The 22072-nt window shown below is 42.1% G+C and carries 16 protein-coding genes; all 16 read right to left on the minus strand.

Translation table 11 applies throughout. The features are described 5' to 3' along the window. Positions 1-5 precede the first annotated feature (5 nt). Positions 6-1535: a DHA2 family efflux MFS transporter permease subunit gene (locus KJS58_RS00200; protein ID WP_213529467.1), complete on the minus strand. Its 1530-nt coding sequence runs from the start codon at positions 1533-1535 to the stop codon at positions 6-8. Between the two features lie 9 nt (positions 1536-1544). Beyond that, the gene (locus KJS58_RS00205; protein WP_249716818.1) at positions 1545-1982 is read right to left on the minus strand and encodes a MarR family winged helix-turn-helix transcriptional regulator; all 438 of its coding nucleotides are present in this window, start codon (positions 1980-1982) and stop codon (positions 1545-1547) included. Positions 1983-2181: 199 nt separating this feature from the next. Further along, positions 2182-2613: a MarR family winged helix-turn-helix transcriptional regulator gene (locus KJS58_RS00210; RefSeq protein WP_213529471.1), complete on the minus strand. Its 432-nt coding sequence runs from the start codon at positions 2611-2613 to the stop codon at positions 2182-2184. A 252-nt stretch (positions 2614-2865) separates the two neighbouring features. Further along, positions 2866-5304 carry a DNA gyrase subunit A gene (gene gyrA, locus KJS58_RS00215; protein WP_213529472.1) on the minus strand — a complete coding sequence of 813 codons (2439 nt, stop codon included), beginning with the start codon at positions 5302-5304 and terminating at the stop codon, positions 2866-2868. Positions 5305-5316: 12 nt separating this feature from the next. Continuing rightward, on the minus strand, positions 5317-7293 hold the full coding sequence (gene parE, locus KJS58_RS00220; protein ID WP_213529473.1) for a DNA topoisomerase IV subunit B: 1977 nt from the start codon (positions 7291-7293) through the stop codon (positions 5317-5319). A gap of 194 nt (positions 7294-7487) precedes the next feature. Continuing rightward, the gene (locus KJS58_RS00225) at positions 7488-8477 is read right to left on the minus strand and encodes an ABC transporter permease (protein ID WP_213529474.1); all 990 of its coding nucleotides are present in this window, start codon (positions 8475-8477) and stop codon (positions 7488-7490) included. Beyond that, entirely contained in the window at positions 8470-9438 is a 969-nt protein-coding gene (locus tag KJS58_RS00230; protein ID WP_213529475.1) for an ABC transporter ATP-binding protein, read from the minus strand. The genes KJS58_RS00225 and KJS58_RS00230 overlap by 8 nt, the downstream gene beginning before the upstream one ends. Then, positions 9431-10282, minus strand: coding sequence for a GDSL-type esterase/lipase family protein (locus KJS58_RS00235; RefSeq protein WP_213529476.1), 852 nt, complete (start codon positions 10280-10282; stop codon positions 9431-9433). The genes KJS58_RS00230 and KJS58_RS00235 overlap by 8 nt, the downstream gene beginning before the upstream one ends. A gap of 236 nt (positions 10283-10518) precedes the next feature. After that, the gene (locus tag KJS58_RS00240; protein ID WP_249716821.1) at positions 10519-11166 is read right to left on the minus strand and encodes a CAP domain-containing protein; all 648 of its coding nucleotides are present in this window, start codon (positions 11164-11166) and stop codon (positions 10519-10521) included. A gap of 298 nt (positions 11167-11464) precedes the next feature. Next, a complete protein-coding gene (locus tag KJS58_RS00245) occupies positions 11465-11920 on the minus strand; it encodes a GNAT family N-acetyltransferase (RefSeq protein WP_213529477.1) in 456 nt (151 codons plus the stop codon). Beyond that, positions 11910-13097 carry a formate-dependent phosphoribosylglycinamide formyltransferase gene (gene purT / locus KJS58_RS00250; protein WP_213529479.1) on the minus strand — a complete coding sequence of 396 codons (1188 nt, stop codon included), beginning with the start codon at positions 13095-13097 and terminating at the stop codon, positions 11910-11912. The genes KJS58_RS00245 and purT overlap by 11 nt, the downstream gene beginning before the upstream one ends. 131 nt (positions 13098-13228) lie before the next feature. Further along, complete coding sequence (locus KJS58_RS00255; protein ID WP_213529481.1) at positions 13229-15079, minus strand: ABC transporter ATP-binding protein; 1851 nt, start codon at positions 15077-15079, stop codon at positions 13229-13231. Next, on the minus strand, positions 15076-16848 hold the full coding sequence (locus KJS58_RS00260; protein WP_213529483.1) for an ABC transporter ATP-binding protein: 1773 nt from the start codon (positions 16846-16848) through the stop codon (positions 15076-15078). The genes KJS58_RS00255 and KJS58_RS00260 overlap by 4 nt, the downstream gene beginning before the upstream one ends. A gap of 242 nt (positions 16849-17090) precedes the next feature. Then, positions 17091-20669 (minus strand): dynamin family protein, encoded by a 3579-nt coding sequence (locus KJS58_RS00265; RefSeq protein ID WP_483874586.1) that lies wholly within the window; start codon positions 20667-20669, stop codon positions 17091-17093. Between the two features lie 333 nt (positions 20670-21002). Next, positions 21003-21275, minus strand: a complete 273-nt coding sequence (locus KJS58_RS00270; protein WP_160031980.1) for an NAD/NADP transhydrogenase alpha subunit — start codon at positions 21273-21275, stop codon at positions 21003-21005. A gap of 26 nt (positions 21276-21301) precedes the next feature. Further along, on the minus strand, positions 21302-21997 hold the full coding sequence (gene nth / locus KJS58_RS00275; protein WP_213529487.1) for an endonuclease III: 696 nt from the start codon (positions 21995-21997) through the stop codon (positions 21302-21304). Positions 21998-22072: the final 75 nt, after the last annotated feature.

Genomic DNA, 22072 nt, shown 5'->3' on the forward strand with positions numbered 1-22072 from the left:
AGCTTTTAATTTGATTGACTTGTGCTAACTTCCGGCTTACCCACAGGAAACCCTTTACTATCCTTAGGAACAGACTTTTTAATGAAGAAAGCAAGAACAAGAGCCACTACAGTAAGAACGGCAGCAATGATAAAGGCAAAATTAATACCATGAATACTAGCTTGCGCCAGTACTTGCGGAGATTCTTGTGCCAATTTTCCAACGGCTGCTGGGTCATTCATATTTACACCAGCTTGATCAAAAACATATTGTTTGAGCGAGCTGCTATAAATGGTTACGAAAACGGCTGTACCAATCGCACCAAATACCGTACGCATCGTATTTAACATAACCGTACCATGCGCGTTTAACTTTTGCGGAATATCATTAAGCGCTGCCGTCTGAATTGGCATCATAAGCAGTGACATACCAAACATACGGAATGTATACATCAGGATCAAATGATTATAGGAAGTGTCCATCGTTAATTTACTGAATTCATAGGTTGTCACTGCGGTGATTACCAAACCAATAATACTCAACCACTTGGCACCAAACTTATCAAATAATCCACCAGTAATCGGAGACATAATCCCCATTACAATCGCACCCGGTAACATGAGGAGACCGGAATCAAATGCACTGATACCGCGTGTGTTCTGTAGATAAATAGGAAGCAAAATCATACCTGAAAACATCGCCATATTCACTACAACGAGAATTACCGTATTCAAGGAATACATGCTGTTCTTAAATACACGGAACTCGAGTAACGGAGTTTCTAGTTTGAACTGTCTTAAGATAAAGATGAGCAATGCAATTGCACCAACAACAAGACAGGAGATGACAACCGGGTCTCCCCAGCCTTTTGAACCAGCATCACTGAATCCATATAGTAAACCACCAAATCCCAATGTAGATAAAACAACAGAAACCATATCAAGCTTAGGATTACTAGTAGCAGTTACATTTTTCACGAAACGCATACCAATAAGTATGGAGATGATCGCAATCGGAAGAATAATCCAGAATAAAGTTCTCCAATCGTAATTTTCAACAATATAACCCGAAAGTGTAGGACCAATAGCCGGAGCTAAGATCATGGCAATCCCGATGGTCCCCATTGCTCTTCCCCGTTGTTCTATTGGGAAAATGTTGAGAACCACAACGTTAAGCAAAGGCATCATAATACCTGCGCCCGCTGCTTGAATAACACGTCCTGTCATCAGAACAGCAAAATTAGGGCTTATGCCACATAACAGGGTACCGATCGTAAATAGACTCATACCCGTAATAAAGATTTGTCTGGTGGTGAATTTAGCCATCAGATAGGCAGTCACCGGCATTAATACACCATTAACAAGCATAAACCCGGTAGACAACCATTGTACAGTCGTTTCTGTAATATTCAGGCTTCCCATAATACTAGGCAATGCAACGTTAAGCAATGTTTGGTTCAAAAATGCAACAAACGCACCTAGCAGCATTGCAAATAAAATGGGACCTTTCTTTACTTCTCCAGCACTAGAAGGCTGGTTCGCAGCAATACTACTCATAAAAATAAATCATCTCTCTTTCTCCATCTTTTGAATCATAAGTGAATGAATGCGTAAAAGATTTTCAATATCTTCCTTGGGTAAATCCATCATCGGAGCTACCCGCTTCATAAACAATTGATACATTTTTTCTTGGGTTTCTTTGCCTTTCTCCGTTACATGAAGCTCGAGTGACCTTCTATCCTGTAAACATCTTTCCCTCACAACCATCCCTGCTTTAACCAGACGATCAATGACTCCACTCATCGTGCTGTTTCCCATATGACAAAGTTCAGCGAGTTCGGAAAGACCAATATTCGGATGTTCAACCAGAATGGACAATACGAGGAGTTGAATCCTGGTTACTTCGATCTCCCCATTACCCTCATCAACCCAAAAGTTACGGTGAAACGTCTGTGATACTTGGCGGAAAGAATTGAAAATACGGTACATCTCATCATAAGCCATCATTATATTCACCCTAATTAGTTATTATATATAATATTTCGTATACGAAATATAAGGGTTACAAAGTAATATTATAACCCGTTAATGAAAATAGTCAACTATTTTCATATGTAATTACTTTCTTAATTAAATATGTACATAAATAAAACCAGAAATATAATATATTCCTGGTTTAAGTCCGTTTATTTAAGAAGATTGTTTAAGAAGATTGTTTAGTTGTTGCCGTTTGGGTTGTGATTTTTGACAAGAGGTACACCAGCAACTGCTGATTATGCGATGAAATCTTACTTAATGTCTGATCTATGAATTCTTCTCTGATCGTCGTCCCGCGTACCGCTTCGAGCCTCCCTTTTTCACTTAATGTTATCCACACGACCCTTCGATCGCGATCATCTCTTCTTCGTTCTATTAACTCATGTTTCTCCATTCGATCAAGCAGCATCGTAACCGCTGCAGGTGTAGTAGCTAAATAAGGCGTAAATTCAGAAGGTTTCATTCTTGGGTGTTCCAGCAAAAGTTCCAGTACAGTAAGTTGGGCTTCGGTCAATACAGGAGCCAGTTCCTGTTCCATATGTGATTTGTAATCCTTCGTTAGTATGGACCACAATTTTACAAATTCGGAAGAATGCATTCATTTCCTCCCCTTTCCATGGATTAGGTACAAAATGTACACAATGAACTTTGATTTACATGGTCTACTATTCACCAGCTGAATTATCTTTGCTAGATGAACATTTCGCTGTTTTAGATAAGAATCCTTCCCCATTTTTGGCACTCGACCCTTATCGACGAAGGTTCTTAATCTTCCCAAAAAAGCATCAAAAAAAGTCCTCCATGCCGTATTTTGGCATGTGGAGGACTTGTTATGACATCTATTTTAAACCTACTCAGATAATTGTAGAATTTTCACAATCAAATCTGTCTTATCAGCGGCTGCAATCGATTTACCGACACTTTTCTTGTCAGATATCGGTGCTGACTCCGTCGAGAACGGAAGTGTTTTTCCTTGTTCAGTCCAAGCTAGTAATGATTTAGGCTCTTTCACATGATAAGCGGCAACGATTCGGGTTCCATTGGATCTTACTCTTTTTCCTTCTTTGAATTCAAAGGTAATGACTCCCTTACCTCCACGGGTTTGCAGAGGATAATCAAGTAACAATGAACGCTTACCATATCCAAGTTCCGTGATGGTGAAGACTTCACCCTCATCTTCGTCGACCCATAGTGCTGCTACTACTTCATCATCGTCTTTTAACTGAATGCCTTTAACTCCGCCAGATACACGGCCCATAGAATTGACTTCACTTTCTAAGAAGCGTATGCTCATTCCATTTTTCGTCACGAGAAGAATATGTCTATTACCTGTACTTAATTGTACTTGAATGATCTCATCCCCTGCTGCTACTTTACAAGCTGCTACCGCGGATGAACGTTTTGTCGCATATTCCTTAAGTTCGGTACGTTTTACTTGACCGCGTTTGGTTATAAATACGAGACTTGATCCTTCTTGTTCAAAATTACGAACAGGAATGACACCAATTACTTTATCTTCTTTGGATAGAGGAATTACATTGACAATGGCAGTCCCAGGTTCCTTCCACTTAAATTCAGGAATCTGATGGACGGGAAGCAAGAAGTATTGTCCCCGCTGTGTGAAAACAAGCAAGTTATCAAGTGTATTAACGTCAAGAATTGAGGTGATCAGATCACCATCTTTGACACCTGAACTTGTGCGCTCTGCTCCTGATCTAGTAAATGACAGCATACTCGTCCGTTTGATATATCCGTCATTTGACAAGGTCACCAGCACATCTTCTGAATTCACCAATACTTCAAGATTTACTTTCAACTCTTCTACCTGTTCTTGAATTGCTGAACGACGATCTATCCCGTATTTATCGCGTATTTCTTTCAGTTCCTTACGTATGATACCAATCAATTTACGGTCGCTCTCTAAAATACTACGTAACTCTTTCACTTTTTTCTGGATTTCATCCAGCTCTTTTTGAAGTGTTGTAATTTCAAGATTCGTTAATCGGTATAATTGCAAGGTTAGAATGGAATCCGCTTGTCTTTCAGAGAATCCAAACATCCATTCCAGATTGTTTTGTGCATCTTGGCGATTCTTGGAGGCTTTGATTGCGGCAATCACTTCATCAAGGATATTCAGAGCCTTTACCAATCCTTCAAGGACATGTGCTCTGTCTTCTGCTTTTTCCAAATCGTATTTGGTACGATAGGTTACCACTTCGCGTTGATGCTTAATGTAAGCTTCCAATATTGGTTTCAAACCAAGTTGATGCGGCGCTTTATTAACAATCGCCACCATATTGAAATTATAAGTCACCTGTAGATCTGTCTTTTTGAACAGGTAAGCTAAAATACCTTGTGCATCTGCATCTTTTTTAAGTTCAACAACAATTCGCAAACCTTCTCGGCCGCTCTCATCGCGAACTTCTGCAATTCCCTCGACTTTTTTCTCTAAACGAATCGTCTCCATCGCGGTAACAAGGCGTGATTTCACGACTTGATACGGGATTTCCGTAATCACAATTTGCTGTTTACCGCCGCGAAGATTCTCGATATCTGTCTTGGAACGGATATAGATACGACCTTTTCCCGTACGATACGCATCAAGGATTCCTTCGCCGCCCATAATAATGCCGCCTGTCGGAAAATCTGGACCTTTAATGAAGGTCATGATCTCATCAAGTTCGATCGAAGGTTTCTCCATCACCGCAATACAAGCATCAATGACTTCTCTTAAATTGTGAGTAGGAATCTCGGTTGCAAAACCTGATGAGATCCCGCTCGCCCCATTAACCAACAAGTTTGGATAGCGGGAAGGAAGCACCACAGGTTCTTTCGCCGTATTATCGAAATTGTCTTTAAAAAGAACGGTACGTTTCTCAATATCACGCAAGATTTCCATAGCAATGGGTGATAATCTGGCTTCTGTATAACGCATCGCCGCAGCCGGATCGTCATCTTGTGAACCCCAGTTACCGTGACCGTCAACGAGCACATGGCCCATTTTCCATGGCTGTGCCATACGTACCATCCCATCATAGATGGAGGAATCACCATGGGGATGATAATTCCCCATTACGTCCCCTACTGTTTTTGCTGATTTCCGATACGGTTTATCAGGCGTATTATGGGAATCATACATCGCATACAAAATACGTCTTTGCACAGGTTTTAGCCCATCTCGTACATCGGGGATGGCTCTATCTTGAATTATATATTTAGAATACCGGCCAAAGCGATCACCAACGACTTCTTCTAAAAATGCCGGCAAAAATTGTTCTGGTAAACTCATTCAAAGCACCTTCTATTCTTCGTACTCTGTAAAATCAACATTTTCTACAATCCAGCGTTTACGTGGATCTACTTTGTCACCCATCAGGGTGGATACTCTTTTTTCTGCTTTTGCTGCATCTTCGATCTGCACTTGCAATAAAGTTCTGGACTCTGGATTCATTGTCGTTTCCCACAATTGATCCGGATTCATTTCACCCAGCCCCTTGTATCTTTGCAGTTCGAAACCTTTTCCAAATTCTTTTAAATAATCTTGTAGTTGTTCGTCAGTCCATGCGTATCTTGAGGTCTGCTGCTTACCGGATTTACGAGAAATTTTATAAAGCGGCGGCTGAGCAATATAGACTCTGCCTGCATCAATGAGCGGTTTCATGTAACGATAGAAAAATGTAAGTAAGAGGACCTGAATATGCGCTCCATCCGTATCTGCATCCGTCATAATGATAATTTTGGAATAATTGCTGTCTTCTACGGCAAATTCAGTTCCAATTCCTGCACCAATTGCTGCTGTAATGGCACGATATTCTTCATTTTTCATAATGTCAGCAAGTTTCGCCTTCTCGGGATTCATCGGCTTCCCTTTAAGTGGCAATATCGCCTGGATCTTCGAATCTCTACCCTGTTTGGCGGAACCACCAGCAGAGTCTCCCTCAACGATAAACAGTTCGTTTTTTGTAAAATCTTTAGATTGGGCTGGAGTCAGCTTGCCTCCTAGATTTGAACTTTCGCTGCGTTTTTTACCGGTACGCATATCGTCTCTTGCCTTACGAGCAGCCTCGCGCGCTTTTGAAGCCTGCACTGCTTTTCTAATCAGTGTCTGTGCAACTTGTGGATTTTCTTCTAAAAACCGATGTAAGTTCTCGGTCACGACCTGATCTACTGTACTTCGTGCTGATGCGCTTCCGAGCTGGTCTTTGGTCTGTCCTACAAATTCAACTTCAGACATCTTGACGCTGATAACTGCCATCATACCTTCTCTTAAGTCATTACCTTCCAAATTTTTATCTTTTTCTTTAATCATACTTGTTCGACGGGCATAATCGTTCATCACCCGTGTGTACGCCGTCTTAAATCCCGTTTCGTGCGTACCCCCGCCTCTGGTTGGAATGGAGTTTACGAACGAAGCAATGGTTTCGGTATATCCAGCATTATATTGAATCGCAATTTCGACTTCGATATCATCCTTTTCCGCATTAAAATGGATGACTTCGTTTAAGACGTCTTTGCCTTCGTTCAAATATTCAACAAACTGCTTTGCTCCACCTTCGTAATAGAATTCATCCATTTTGCCAGAGCGATCATCCTTCAGTACGATCCGCAAACCTGAATTCAGGAAAGCAATCTCCTGAAGACGCTCCGACAACGTATCGTAGCTTAGTGCAATCCCGTTTTTGAATACCCTGCTGTCCGGTTTAAATGTCACTTTCGTTCCGGTACGATTCGTATTCCCAAGCACCTCAAGCCCTGTTACCGGTTCACCAACATGCTCTTTTCCCTTCTTATCTACCCAGTATTCAAAGCGCATCCGGTGAATTTTACCTTCACGATAAATCTCAACTTCAAGCCATTCAGACAAAGCATTAGTAACCGATGCGCCTACGCCGTGCAAGCCACCCGATTTTTTATATCCGCCACCGCCGAATTTACCGCCAGCATGGAGAATCGTATATACGACCTGCGGAGTAGGTACTCCTGTCTTGTGCATCCCTGTCGGAATACCGCGTCCATTATCATAAACGGTAACTGAACCATCCTTATGTAGCGATATTTCAATTTTGTTACAATACTTAGCTAAATGTTCATCGACAGCATTGTCGACAATCTCCCATACTAAATGGTGCAAGCCTGAATTACTTGTGCTACCAATATACATCCCTGGTCTTTTCCGTACTGCAACAAGTCCTTCCAGCACCTGAATATCATCAGCGCCATAACCGGCTTCTATATCTTTGCCGGAAACTCCAGCAGATAGATCCATTTCCTGGGCCATAAATGCTCCCCCTCTTATGCCTTCACTCATTTATGAATGATCACACTTTTAGAATATTAATATATTTCACAGTACAAGCGGATCTTCTCTATAGAAATCCCTAAAAAATCTATAGACAAATTTTGGAAACCTATTCTGTTTTTACCTTAAAACTTCGAAAAATGCAAACAGATGTTTTCTTATCCTTGTCCATTTTAATTCAAGATATCCCGTTTCGTAAAGACAAGGAATGAAACAACCAGTGCAATGAGTCCCCAGACGGTAAGAACTCCAAGTGAAAATACTAAAGTCATTCCCTCAATCGGCGGCAAAGTACCTGATAGGTAACCGGTGAGACCAAGGTTCACCATGAATAAATATTTGGCAGTGCTCCAAGACGAAGCCATATTCGTTAAAATACTTCCTGCAATCAGTGCAGCCATCATAATGACAATACTCGCAGAAGTACTCCTTACTAGAGTAGACACCATAAAAGACAGGATCGCCACGATGATACTGACAAACCATAAGAGCCCAGATTGCATTAGTAAATATTTCCACTGGGGCACCATATGTACTTTTGACATATCCACATCAGAACCATGGATTTGAAAACCGGTAAAGATGGGCATCGTAAATCCTTTATATCCAAAAAAGAGTCCTGCTATAAGATAGCATATAACAAATACAGCAAGAATAAGAAGAGAAACGAATAAAAATAAGGTAAGGAGTTTGCTTAACAGGATTTTCCACCTTCGGACAGGTCTCGTTAGCAGCATTTTAATCGTTCCCGATGTTCTCTCTCCAGATACAAGATCTGAGGCCATTGCAACCACAAGCAAAGGAATAAACAAGTTAATGGAATTGTTCATAAACTCTCTTGTAAACGTAACCCCGCTAGGCTCATTCGGATTAAGATCATGTTCGAGATAATATTGAAGCTGCTGAATATAAATTCTGCGATATTTCTTCCATTCCTCTGGTACCCGATCACTTCCGAGTGAATTCTGATTATCCGTGATCGCTTGCTGCATTTCAAGTCGCCAGTCATTTCCAAACTTTTCGCGCTTTGTTTCAGACTCTTTCATCTGAGCATAGGTAAACATCGGCGTTAATACAAGCAAAACGAGTATAATCACATAAAATCTTTTTTTCTTGATCATTTTAATGGTCTCGTTCTTAACTAAGGGCAAGAGACTATTCAATAGATTCACCTTCTGTCATTCGTAAAAATAACTGTTCAAGTGTAGGATGTACTCTTTGTACTCCCTCCACTTTTACTCCTGCAATGACCATGGTTTTCACCATTTGTGATACGAGTTCCTCCGGCATTTCAGTAATAATCGCATTTGGTCCAAGATTCGCGATCAAAGTGTCATCTAACATGGATGTATCTCGCAGTCTCTTAATCCGCGGATGATTCGTTAACCAGCGTGATCCTTCATCAATTGGTGTTACATGCCAGACCGTGATATTACTATAGTCTCCAATTAGTTCATCGACTTTACCTACAGTGAGCACTTCACCATTATTAATAATAGCCACTCGATCACACAGAAGCTGGATCTCACTAAGTAAATGACTGCTGACAAGAACGGCTAAACCTTCCTCTGCCAGTTTTTTAATAAAAGCCCTCAGTTCCTTGATCCCTTTGGGATCAAGACCATTCGTTGGTTCATCTAATATAAGTAGTTTTGGATTTCCAAGAAGCGCTTGGGCGATACCTAAGCGTTGACGCATCCCCAAAGAGTATGTGCTCACTTTATCATGTATTCGCTGATCCAGTCCCACTATCTTCGTAACTTCATAGATCCGCTCCTCCGTGACGTCCGGAAGCATTCGTGCAAAGTGTTCCAAATTCTCAAATCCTGTTAGATAATTATACATCTCAGGGTTTTCGACAATAGATCCTACATATCTTAGTGCTTGCTCGGGTTTTTGGTGCACAGGGTATCCGCACACCTCCACAACCCCTTCTGTCGGTTTAATTAAATCAACAAGCATTCGGATTGTCGTTGTCTTCCCAGCTCCATTCGGACCTAAAAACCCAAAGATTTCGCCAGCGTGCACTTCAAAAGTAACATCTTTAATAATCCACTTACGCCCTATCTTTTTTTTCAGATGCTTCACAGACAATACGATTTCTTGCGACAGATATTCACTCATCGCCCATCTCCACCTTTTTTCCATGTTGATCAGTGATGCCAAGTACTTCTACAATTCGCTCTGCCATCTCTTCATAACCCTGTGCATTCGGATGAAAATGGTCACTGGCAAGCAGCTGCGGCACATTGTTCTCAAACAGGTCAAATGTAGGCGCAAGAGCCATCTGATCATAGGTACTTATCAGCTCAAGTACTTTACTATTCCATGTAGTTACTACAGCATTCCCAACTTGTTTCAGATCTTGCAAATCATTGAATGGATTATATAAACCAACATAAACAATCTCGGCGTTAGGATTAATCTCCGCTATTTTTTTCAACACTTCTTCGAGCGAACCTGAGGCTTTGGGCAAAAGCTTAAATAGTGCAGCAGTGTCCGGAATATTGATATCTGCTCCTTGACCCGCCTGAGCACCTTGAAACAAATCATTTGCACCGATGGAGAGCAGAATAAGATTAGATTGTTCCAGCGTATATTTCACACCTGCTTCATCTAGCTCAGGAAGAAGTTTCTCAGCAGTAAGTCCATTGATCGCTAAATTTGCTGTAACTCTAACTTCTTTTCCATCTTCTTTAAGCATACTGACAACCCTGCGAACAAACCCCTTTCCCTCATCATCTCCAGTACCTTTGGCAAGCGAGTCACCAATAGCAGCAATTTTAATTTCTTTGGATTGTTTGATAGGGGAAGCAGTAGTCGTCTCTTTTTGTTCAGATATGAAATCAGTGTCACCTGACGGATTCACTATATCCTGAACGGCTATAATAAAGCCATATATAAGTACGAACGTCACAATGATGGATACCGTACTTACAGTGATCCAAATTTTACTTGATGACTTCACAAAAACATTCCCTTCACGCTGTATTTACTTACAGTAACCATAAAACTTCCAGTCCCTATTTGCAAATCAATGTCTCTCTCTTCTTTACTATCTGCCAAAAATGAAAAAAAAGACCTCCAACAATCGTGGAGATCTCAAAATAACTTCAAAATAGTATGGCACCTAAAAAATATGGCATCTTGCATGTAAAGGTAAATCTCATAAGGTGATGATATTAGTCAAAGGTTAGAAATAAATTATTTTCCGACAAAAGCTTGTACCCAGTACCCGTTAACATATCCTACGCCAATCAACGTGAAATTCTTATTCATGATATTTGCTTTGTGACCTGGGCTGTTCATCCAAGCTTTTACCACTTCTGCAGGCGTTTTTTGCCCTTTAGCAATGTTTTCACCCGCATATTTATAAGTGATTCCAAACTTCTTCATCATATCAAATGGAGATCCATAAGTTGGAGAGGTATGACTGAAATAGTTGTTATCATTCATGTCTTGGGCTTTGGCTACAGCCATTTTAGTAAGATTCGTGTGAATAACAAGCGGTTTGAGGCCAGCCTTCGCACGTTCCTTATTTACCAGTGACACCACTTCTTTCGCATAAGCAGATACGACAGAAGAACTGCTTTGATCTTGACTTGTGCTGTTATTGCCCGTACCACTGTTCGAATTGTTATTACCCGAACCTGATTCGGGTTTTTGTACGGTCCCTCCTATGTAACCATTCTGCTGCAACCACTGCTGAATATATTTGCTATAGCTTTGACCTTTTTGAGTAGATAGAGAATGAGCGGAAGCAATTCCTGTTCCAGGAATCAACATTCCAGCTGCAAGAACAGCGGAAAGACTTCCTGCAATGATTGTTTTTTTAAGAACGTTCTTTTTCAAAATAATTCAACTCCTAAATTAATTATTACAATTTTGTAACTGTTATGTTTAGGATTATATCAGCACTTTTCGAATTTGTTAACCCATAAATAATGGAAATAGTTAAAAAGTCGTAACTTTTTGAGAGTATAGAATCAGAATCGTTTGTAATAAAAAACACAGAAAAATATTCCAAATTAAACGATGATATAACGAAAAAGAAAAACATAACAAAACAACCTAATGGAAAAAACCATTAGGTTGTTCATTATTTTTATTATGAATTCATTAAAAATGGAGTCTGTCTCGTATATATAGATTACAGCGACTTGCTGAACCGATACCCATGTTTGATAAAACCGATATGCTCGTAAAATGGATATGAAGACTTATGTTGATCCCGATTGCCTTCGATAATAAGCAATTTTTCGCTTCCATGTTCACGTGCCCAGCTCTCAGCCAGCTCCAGTAGTCTACGCCCAATTCCTTCACCTCGGTGTGAATGACGGACAATAAGGGAAGTAATTTGTGTTGCTTGATTACGGCTTGCATGAGATTGAATACACTGCAAACCTAGTAAACCAACTACTTCATTTTCTACTTCCGCTACCAACATACAAGCTTTCTCGCTCGTTTGACTCATCTGGATGCGTTCCCTCATGACTCCAGGGGTAGCTGGATATCTGACCTCATGCATCAGACTCGTTACCGCATCCACATCGTACAGTTCGCATGCTCGAATCGTCAGTACTGGGGCCTCTACATTACTTAACATGGTTAACCTCCACTTTCAACATATTTGCGGCTTGTTTTGCCGTATCTCGTGCACTCTCTACATTGGGTGATGCACTTAAAGCTACTGCCATTCTTCTTCCTACTTTAGTCTCAGGTTTTCCGAATAAACGAACCTGAGTTCTTGGTAAAGATAGTGCTTCAGACACGCCAAGAATTTTGTAGGATGCTGTCTCTAAATCTGCTTTTAGTGTAGCAGAAGCTCCTGGTGTTAACAACTCCACTCCCGTAACTGGAAAACCAAGAATTGCCCTTACATGAAGTGCGAATTCAGATAGGTCCTGCGTAACCATGGTTACCATTCCGGTATCATGGGGACGTGGAGAAACCTCACTAAATACAACTCCATCCTTCGTCAGAAAAAGTTCAACCCCAAATAAACCGTAGCCTCCAAGTTTATCTGTAATCCGCTTTGCGATTTCTTTTGCTTCATTCAGCTGCTCTTCGCTCATCGGATGTGGTTGCCAAGATTCTATATAATCCCCATCCTTTTGAATGTGTCCAATAGGTGGGCAAAATACCGTTCCAGATACAGAACGGACAGTCAGCAGGGTAATTTCACTTTCAAATTCAACAAATGCTTCGACAATTACTCGAGTCGTTTTCGCTCTAGCACCATCCAAGGCAGCATTCCAACTAGATTCAGCATCCTCATAGGTACGGCATACACTTTGACCTTTACCTGAAGAACTCATCAGCGGTTTTACTACACAAGGAGTTCCCAGTTCACGAACTGCAGCTTGCAAAGTTTCCAGACTGTCTGCAAATCGATAAGCAGCTGTAGCAATACCAAGGTCCTCTGCTGCAAGGCGCCGGATTCCTTCCCGGTCCATCGTCAGCTTTGTTGCTCTAGCGGTTGGAACTACACAAAATCCTTCTTCTTCAAGCTGAATTAGTGCATCGGTTGCAATTGCTTCAATCTCAGGAACGATTACGTCGGGTTGCTCTTTCCGGATGATCTCTTGTAACAATTCTCCATCCAGCATATTAATACAGTATGACCTATGGGCGATTTGCATCGCAGGAGCATTATCGTAGCGATCAACCGCTATGGTCTCCACACCAAGTCTTTGGGCTTCGATAATGACTTCTTTTCCTAACTCTCCGCTGCCAAGCAGCAGCAACTTTTTGGCTTCAGCCGAAAAAGGAGCACCCCACATTCTCTCCCATCCCCCTATGTGAGAAATCTATTACATTTCTCTATTTTCAGGGTTATTGCGGCAGAATGCAAGAGTGCTCGACTTTTTTCTTGTGAATATTACATGGATTTTCGTTTTCTAACGAACAAAATTTACAAAAATCTGAATTGCGCTTCAATCAATCCATTATAAATTCCTTTTTGTTGGATGAGTTGTTGATGATTTCCTTGTTCTTTAATTTCACCATGATCCAGCACGATAATGTTATCTGCATTCCGGATCGTCGAAAGACGGTGAGCGACCATAAATGAAGTTCTGCCTTTTAGAAGCACTTTCAGTGCTTCTTGTATTTTCAGTTCTGTCTCCGTATCAATACTCGCAGTTGCTTCATCAAGGATTAAGATCCTCGGGTCTGCCAGCAAGGCTCTCGCAAATGACAGCAGCTGACGTTGGCCCATGGATAATACATTTCCCCGCTCTTCCACTTCTGTTTCATATCCGCCGGGAAGTTTCACAATAAATTCATGAGCATTAACTGCTTTCGCGGCTGCCTCTACCTCTTCATCGGTCGCATCCAGGCGCCCGAACCTAATATTATCCCGAATGGTGCCGGAGAAGATAAAGGTGTCCTGAAGCACAATACCGATCTGGCTTCGCAGACTGCGAATCGTCACATCCCTGATATCATAACCATCAATCGTCAGCTTGCCATCGGTCACATCATAAAATCGGCTAAGCAGATTAATAATCGTACTTTTACCGGAACCAGTATGGCCAACCAGCGCAATAGACTGCCCTGCTTTGACGTCAAGATCAATTCCTTTGAGCGCCTGACGTCCTTTTTCATATTCAAAAACAATATGTTCGAATGTAATGTCGCCCTTGATTGACGGAATTGGAACCGCATTTGGCTTATCGGCAATGCCAGGTTCTTCATCCATAAATTCAAAGATACGTTCTGAAGATGCCATAGCGACAAGAAGCTGATTATACATCTGGCCTAACCGGTTAATCGGATCCCAAAAGTTTCCGACATAGTTAGCAAAAGCGACCAGAAGACCAATGGTGAGTTCACCTGATTGGATAAGAAACGCCCCGTACCAGAATAAGATTAAGGAACCTACCCCGCCTGTAATTTCGATCAGCGGTCCGAATGCTTGGTTCATTGTCGAAGCTCTATTCCAGGATTTACGGCTCGTCGCATTCATTTGATCAAAGAACTTCATGTTCTCATCTTCTTGTGTGTAAGCTTGAGTAACACGAATCCCTTGAATGGATTCATTAAGATGTGAATTAATTCGTGAATTTTTCATACGTACATCTTGCCAGGCCCGCCTGATTCGAACTCTGAGTTTCGTCGATATAAGGAACATTACCGGTACCGTTAGAATCACGGCGAGCCCCAGTTTCCAGTTAATAAAGAGCAAAATGATCATAATCCCAACGAGCTGTACGCAGTCAATCATCAGGTTAACCACCCCGTTGGTGAACAAATCCTGTAATGAGTTGATGTCGTTGGTTATTCGAACCATAACAGAACCGGCAGGTCTTTTATCAAAAAAGGAGAATGATAATTTCTGTATATGTTTAAACAAATCCGTTCTAAGGTCGTAAATAACCCGTTGTCCTATAATATTCGTATATTTAATTCGGTAAGTAGCCGCAGCCCACTGAATAATATATAGGAGCAAAATCCCCCCTGCAATCCAGTATAACAGTCTGAGACTCGGCGACCCTTCAGCCGGTGCGATCGCTTTATCGATGGCAAGACTTGTAAGATAAGGTACGGTCAATTTTGTAATTGTTCCGAGGATCATCATAACAATAATGATCGGCAGTAACTGTTTTGCATAAGGTTTCATATAAGAGAACAACCGAGTGAACTCTCCCCAGTTAAACGGCTTTTCTATCACCTCATCATCTTGATAGACAAATCGTTCCTGGTTCTTATTTTCCTTCGTACCTGGAATCTTCTTGCTTTCTGCTGCTGTATCTGCACTCATGAGTTCACCTGCTTTCCGGGTGCCCGCTGCTCACGAGCGATATGATCCGCATACTGAATATGATAGACATCTTGGTATTGACCAGGAACTTTAATCAGTTCGTCATGCGTCCCCCGCTGAACTACGTGTCCTTCGTTAAGCACCAATATTTCATCCGCATGTCGTAATGAAGAAATCCGATGGGCAATAATAAATGTTGTTCTTCCTCGCATAACTTCCTGGAATCCCGACTGGATTTCATGTTCTGTCTCCATATCAACCGCACTTGTCGCATCATCAAGAATGAGGATTTTAGGATTCTTGAGCAGCGCTCTCGCGATCGCAATTCTCTGCTTTTGACCTCCAGATAAGCCCATTCCCCGCTCACCGACAATCGTGTCGTAGCCTAGTGGCATTTCCATGATGAAATCATGGGCTTTTGCAAGTTTAGAAGCGCGAATGATTTCCTCCATAGATACGTCTTTTAAACCGTATGATATATTATTACGAATACTGGATGAGAACAGGAATGTCTCTTGGAACACGGCCGCAATCTGACTGCGTAAACTTCGAATGTTGATATCCTTAATCTCCATACCGTCAATCTTGATTGAACCTGAATTAATGTTATAGGCACGCATTAACAGCTGAATAATTGTTGATTTACCCGATCCTGTCCCTCCCAGAAAACCAATAACCGTTCCCGGTGGTGCATCCAGATTAATATCTGTAACAGCTGCTATTTTGTTTCCGTAAGCAAAGGTCACATTCTCAAAAGAGACATGCCCCTTAACCTGCTCGGGCGCAAGAATAATAGAATCCTCTGTATCCTGAACATCAATAGGCTGATTAAGTAACTCCAGTACGCGTTCACCGGAGGCTTTGGACTGTGTATAGTTATTGATATGGAAACCAATATTCCACATCGGTCCGATTATGTACCAAATTAAACTAAAGAAAGCAACAAGTTGGCCTAATGATAATTCTTTTTGTATGACTAATCTGCCGCCTACAACAAGAAGTAATATTACACTCATCGAAGCCAGTAGTTCCATGATCGGGAAAAACTTAGCCCATAACGATGATGCAAAAATCTGATTCGTCTTGTAGCGTTCATTCCGAATGGAGAACTTATCTACCTCATGCGGCTCACGAGCAAACGATTTAACGGTACGCACTCCGGTCACATTTTCTTGAACAGCTGTGGTAAGTGAACTCATTGCCAGCCGCATTTCTTGGAAAGCAGGGTGGATTTGTGTTTCAAATTTTAGAGCAACCATCACAAGGATCGGCATGAAGATCATCGTAATTAAGGTCAGCTGCCAATTAATTGAGAACATCATAATCGACCCAAACAGAACCATGAGAACCATATTTAAAATCTGGGCAAAACCGAACCCGATAAAGTTACGAATTGCTTCGAGGTCACCGGTTAGCCGTGACATCAGGTCCCCTGTCTTAGCCGTATCATAATAGCGGAAAGACAAAAACTGTAGTTTTTCGTAACATGCATTACGTAAACGATAAGCAAGATAGTTACCAAGCCTAGCGCCAAAAAAGCCGTGCAAGAACTGCAATGATGATTTTAAGATGACCACTCCGAGTACGGTTAGGGCAAGCATGGGAACGCCTTCAAAATTACGAGGCGTTATCATATCATCAATGAGTACCCTCAGTAGATTCGGGTATATAAGCCCGAGTGCAGTCGCTAAGGCCAAGCAAAATATTGATAAAAACAACAAAATACGTTTGGACCAGAAGAAGCTCTGCAGCTGCCTGAGAACATCCATGTTTCTCCTCCTTCAAAATATTTACTTTTTTACGAACATTAATGAAGTTTATCACCGCATTACCACCTCGGCAAAGCGAGAATCAACTCATATTTCGCCTTCTTTTCGTATGATTGGGCAATAACAGGAATTAATCACCATCTCTCAATTAAATGGTCAGCAATCCTCCCCTATTCAGGGTCATATGCGCAAAAAAACACCCCCGCTGCGAAAAAAGCATAGGAAGGGTGTTTTCTGTACTCTTAAATATGTGATTCCTGTTCGAGTGAAGATAATTTTTGGGCAAGCAGGACTAACTTTTCTGAATCATCTGCTAAATCCAGGGCTGCAACTAGTCCAGAAATATTCTCTTTCCACTGCTCACTGAGATCTAGGGAGACCTCATAAAACGATGTCCGAATAAGTGATTGATAGTAGTCTTTCAGCAGAGACTCATTCCCCTGTAACTGTTTACTAATGAATTGTTTAAGCTCTGGATCAAGGACTTGCTGTAGCTCTTTTCTACCGTTGCCTTCAAAAAAGGATTTTGGGTTCTTGAAATATTTCCAAAACAGTTTAAATTCTATACTCTCCTGTTCTTCCCCCGTCCCCAGAGACGGAGTTTCCCAACCCTTCGATAAACTGACCGACAGTGAGATGCCTGGTGTCAGCCCACTGAGTTCGTCAGCCATTTCCTCTGCAGCGAAAGTCACCAGCTGTTTCCCTTTGTTCTCTAACCGAATGGACGTTGCAAGCAGCTCTTGCTGCATTTCAAGATTCAGCATTCGAAGCAGTTCCCGGCCTGAAGAGATAAATATGGCTTTTAAGTCACCCGCATCTTCTCGAAGTACAGAGGGGTGAAAGGCTTCGGACATAAACTCTGAAATGCGATAACCAATACGCTGTCCTGTATGAAAGATTAATTCCTGAGTCTCCTGAGCAATCTCGTGGTCTTTTGATTGATTTGATAGCCGCTGAAGAAGCTGCTCTCCCTGTGCGAGTGCCCTTTCTAGTTCTTCTTTACGACGTTCTCTCACTTCTGCTCCCTGACGCGCATCTTGAACCCACTGTTCTACTCTTTTGCGGGCAATTTGAATATCTTTATTTGCTTCAAGCAGGGCTATATCTAGTAACTCTTCTCCTGCAAATGTGCTGAACGCTTGTTCAAACTCCGTAAAACCTGACTCAGCAAGCTTATCTTCATTCTCCGTTTGCTTGGCATCAAGGGCTTGCAGACTAGAAACTGCATATAGGTGGGGAGACCTCACCCCATTTTGTTGTAGTTTCTCGCTGACATGCTCTTTAACTAGTTCCAGTTCTTCGGAAGAAGCTGCAAGATCCGCTGCATTGATCACAAAAAACATATTATCAAGGGACTTCGTGTCCTTAACCCGGCCCAGTTGATTCAGGAACTGCCTGTCTCCCTGAGAGAAAGCATGGTTGTAATACGTTATAAACACGAGAGCATCTGCATTCTTCATATAGTTAAATGTTACTCCGGTATGTCTTGCATTAATGGAGTCTGCTCCCGGTGTATCGACGATGATGATCCCTTGATTGGTTAGATCACAGCTATAATACAAATCAATCGACTCTACAAAGCAGGATTTCGATTCTTCAGCAACATAAGCACGGTATTCTTCCATATTCACTACAAAAGATCGTCCCAGCTTGGACAAAGCATCATCATATCCACTGGCTGCCGCCTTCAAAAAACTATAATGCGGACGGCCCGCCGGATGTACTTGCTGCGGAGTTACCGCACTCACGGCCGCCCTCCATGTCTTCTCGTCTGGAACACCAAGTCCCAGCAGATTAAAAGAAAACGTCAAATCCGCCCAGACGCTGGCTTTGGACTTCATCGTCACTTGTGCTGTCCGGTGCGTCATGTCTTCTGGCGGCGCCATAATCCGGTTTATTGCCGCCGTGGTTGGGTGCGGCGATACCGGAAGTACGGCCTCGCCAAGCAAAGCACTGGCGAATGATGATTTGCCGGCGCTGAACGCACCAAACAGCGCCAAAGTGAATGTTCCCCTGTCAAAGGATGCCGCGCGTGTATTCAGCCCCCGTACCGCCGAGTTCATAGCGGAATAGGGAGCTAGATGGGCTGCGGCCTCGCGTAATCTTGTTGCAGCGGCAGACAAACGCTCATACCTGCGAGCAGCAAGAGCCGGTCGCTCCTTGCGCACAGTAAGGGAGCCCTTATCCTCGGAAACCGTTACATTTCGTTCTACACCGGTTCCGGTTAGATCTGCTGCTGTTTCCACCGGAGCAGTCCTGTGACTGACCTCTGGTAATAGCTCCGAGGTCAGTGTTGTCATTGCCGGGAGCATCACACGCACTGCCGCTGCCGTATCCTGAATATGCTGCTCCAACTGGGATAACTGATTAGCAACCTTATTTTTCACATCCAGCTGTTTTCTTTGTTCCTCCAAAGCCACAAGGACAGGTGCATTTTTCTCAGACAGCTCATGAAGCAGATCATCTGCCAATTCAAGAGCGGACCTCCGGTAGGATGCAATTAGGTCTGCCCGCAGATCTTTACAATAATTTAGTACATATTCCCCCGTGATCTGCGTATCAGGTGCTTTACGTTTCGTAATCAGTTCTATCTCAGGAGTGTACAGATTCGCTTCTAGTTTCTCGTTCCACTCCTCATTCCACAATCCATGAGACTGCCCGAGTCCCCTTAACAGACTCCGAAGATGGAAGGCAATTTGCCCGTCCGCTTGTCTCGTAAAAAGATCCCAAAATTGCTGCAGACGTGCTTCTTTTTCTTGCTCTGTCTTCCCTGAACTAAATAAAAAACCAACTTTAAACCCTGGGCGCCGGCTTTCTAGATAACTCTCAGCAGCTGATCTCACGTCTGCGGGCGTGATGTTGGCAGAAGACAGCAACTGATCTGTCTCCGTTCGAAATTGTTTTCTTTCTTCACCTGTCATTTCACTTATCTGTGCAATGTCTTGATTAAAACGTGAGGTCTCTGAAGCGAGTCTAGCCGCACCTTCTTCTCCTCCAAGCTCATTTAGCATTTGTTCTTTCATGTCCTCATGTTTTGCTTGCCAGTTCTTGATAAATTCTTCTCCTACATGACGGGTAGACGAGGCAATACTGTGCTGAATAAGGTCTGATCGGAGATCAGGGATTGTTTTAACGAGTTGAACTAATTCATTCCACTGATTATATGGATGTGCCTTCTGTTTCAACGTTGTGAATAAGAGACCCGCATAGGTAACTTCCCACGCAGCAAACACATCCTCTACAGCACTTCGGTACGCTGAAAAGCTGAGCTCTTGTTCACGATGTTTATCAATCTGCGTCACAACTAAATAAAGGGGCTTACCCCAATCGGACAAGCTCTTTGCAAAAGATAAGTTATTCTCCGATTGCACATGGTTATAATCCATCACATAGAAAACAGCATCAGCCAGATGTAAAGCTGAATCCGTTGCTTTCTTGTGAGCGTCGTCGGTCGAGTCTACACCAGGTGTATCCAGTAGAACAGCATGCTCTTGCAAAAGAGGAACCTCATCCCATACCTCGATATAAGAGTACTGTTCACCATTCTTACAATACTCATCTAATTCTTCAGGCATTGCTACGATGGGACTTATTTCGTCGGAAGAGATTTGTCCTTCCCCTTCTTGCAACGTTTGATATATTTTAGCTAACTTCGGTCCATTTCGAATAGCCACTACATTGGCACTCGTAGGAACAGGACTTGCTGGGAGTACTTTTTTACCACATAGACTATTAATCAGACTTGATTTGCCGGCTGAAAAATGACCGCAAAAAGCAATCGTCACTTCATCTACGGCCGCTTTCTGAAGTAAATCTTCCATGGCAGATGATGCTGTCTTGTCCTCGTGCTGAATAAAAAACTGTTGCAGTTCTTGTAAACGCTCTCGCATTTCTTCATTCTGTCTGCTCCTGTGTGTCAGCATGTCCTAGTCAGGCTCCTTCTCAACTAATCTTTTCAACCAAATATGTACATTTTATCACTCAGAACTGGAGATTTGAACCTAATTTCGTAAAATCTTTCAGAATAAAAATAAAACCGACTCCCTCGCTCGATAAGAAAGATCACTTTCTTATCGGAACGTGGGACTCGGTTGATTCGCTGAATAATTCGTTTCCTAGAATACTCAGCCTATTTATTGGGTTTTAGAAATTCATTATTGAACTGCATTCTCAAGCGTAGGAAGCAAGATTTCAAATACTTGTCCATGCTGCAGGATTGTGATATTTCTCAATTTATCTTTCATTACAACCACTTCAGTCTTTTGAGACATACGCTCAAGATAATGCTCAGGAACATCGCCGGAATGGCTTACTGTAATTCCTTCGATTTCTTTTTCCTCATTTTCACTCATTTCAGTTGTCACTACTTCTTCAAAAATATCAGAAAAAGCGTCAAATTTGTCTGTGTACACGGAAATGCATTTCATTTTTCTCATCCTCTACTATTCGTTTACTATTTTCTCTTGGTTAAAGCAGATGATCCTCGTTCCTTATCTTTCCTGATTTGGGACGTTTTCATACGCTTTTTCCCTTCACGACAGACGTCCAGAAGCGGACAGACCTGACATTTAGGTGACTGTGCCTTACAATGATATCGGCCAAAAAAGATGAGTCTGTGATGGGTAATCGTCCATTCATCCATGGGTACTCTTTTCATCAGCTTTTTCTCCACTTCAAGAACAGAATCTTTCCATCCTGCAAGGCCCAATCGTTTCGATACACGCTCTACGTGGGTATCCACTGCAATCGCTGGAACTCCAAAAGCGTTGGAGACTACCACATTTGCAGTTTTTCGCCCTACTCCTGGTAACTGAACCAGGCGATCGTGTTCACTTGGCACTTCTCCTTCATACTGCTCTATCAAAATACGGCACATATTCTGTATATGCTTCGCCTTGTTGCGATACAAACCGATTCTTCTGATATCTTGTTCCAATTCTTCTAGAGGAACAGCAATATAATCTTCAGGAGTTTTATATTTTTGGAACAGGTCCACTGTCACTTTATTTACCGTTTCATCCGTACATTGTGCAGACAACAAAACCGCGATGGTAAGTTCAAACGCGTTGCTGTGCTTTAGTTCACAATGTGCATCGGGAAACATGGTTGCGATGGTATCAAGAATGTGACGTACAATCGTTGCATTCATTGATGAGCTTACCCCCTACAAAAAAAACGTCTTGATACGGCTAGTCCGTATCAAGACGGTCATTCTTCTTACTGC

The sequence above is a fragment of the Paenibacillus sp. J45TS6 genome (assembly GCF_018403285.1).
Lineage (GTDB): Bacteria > Bacillota > Bacilli > Paenibacillales > Paenibacillaceae > Paenibacillus.

Bases quoted from the DNA above. Each gene is read 5' to 3' on its own strand.
- KJS58_RS00200 (WP_213529467.1), bottom strand. From the start codon at position 1,535: ATGAGTAGTATTGCTGCGAACCAGCCTTCTAGTGCTGGAGAAGTAAAG.
- KJS58_RS00205 (WP_249716818.1), bottom strand. From the start codon at position 1,982: ATGGCTTATGATGAGATGTACCGTATTTTCAATTCTTTCCGCCAAGTA.
- KJS58_RS00210 (WP_213529471.1), bottom strand. From the start codon at position 2,613: ATGCATTCTTCCGAATTTGTAAAATTGTGGTCCATACTAACGAAGGAT.
- gyrA (WP_213529472.1), bottom strand. From the start codon at position 5,304: ATGAGTTTACCAGAACAATTTTTGCCGGCATTTTTAGAAGAAGTCGTT.
- parE (WP_213529473.1), bottom strand. From the start codon at position 7,293: ATGGCCCAGGAAATGGATCTATCTGCTGGAGTTTCCGGCAAAGATATA.
- KJS58_RS00230 (WP_213529475.1), bottom strand. From the start codon at position 9,438: ATGAGTGAATATCTGTCGCAAGAAATCGTATTGTCTGTGAAGCATCTG.
- KJS58_RS00245 (WP_213529477.1), bottom strand. From the start codon at position 11,920: ATGTTAAGTAATGTAGAGGCCCCAGTACTGACGATTCGAGCATGCGAA.
- purT (WP_213529479.1), bottom strand. From the start codon at position 13,097: ATGTGGGGTGCTCCTTTTTCGGCTGAAGCCAAAAAGTTGCTGCTGCTT.
- KJS58_RS00255 (WP_213529481.1), bottom strand. From the start codon at position 15,079: ATGAGTGCAGATACAGCAGCAGAAAGCAAGAAGATTCCAGGTACGAAG.
- KJS58_RS00260 (WP_213529483.1), bottom strand. From the start codon at position 16,848: ATGGATGTTCTCAGGCAGCTGCAGAGCTTCTTCTGGTCCAAACGTATT.
- KJS58_RS00265 (WP_483874586.1), bottom strand. From the start codon at position 20,669: ATGGAAGATTTACTTCAGAAAGCGGCCGTAGATGAAGTGACGATTGCT.
- KJS58_RS00270 (WP_160031980.1), bottom strand. From the start codon at position 21,275: ATGAAATGCATTTCCGTGTACACAGACAAATTTGACGCTTTTTCTGAT.
- nth (WP_213529487.1), bottom strand. From the start codon at position 21,997: ATGAATGCAACGATTGTACGTCACATTCTTGATACCATCGCAACCATG.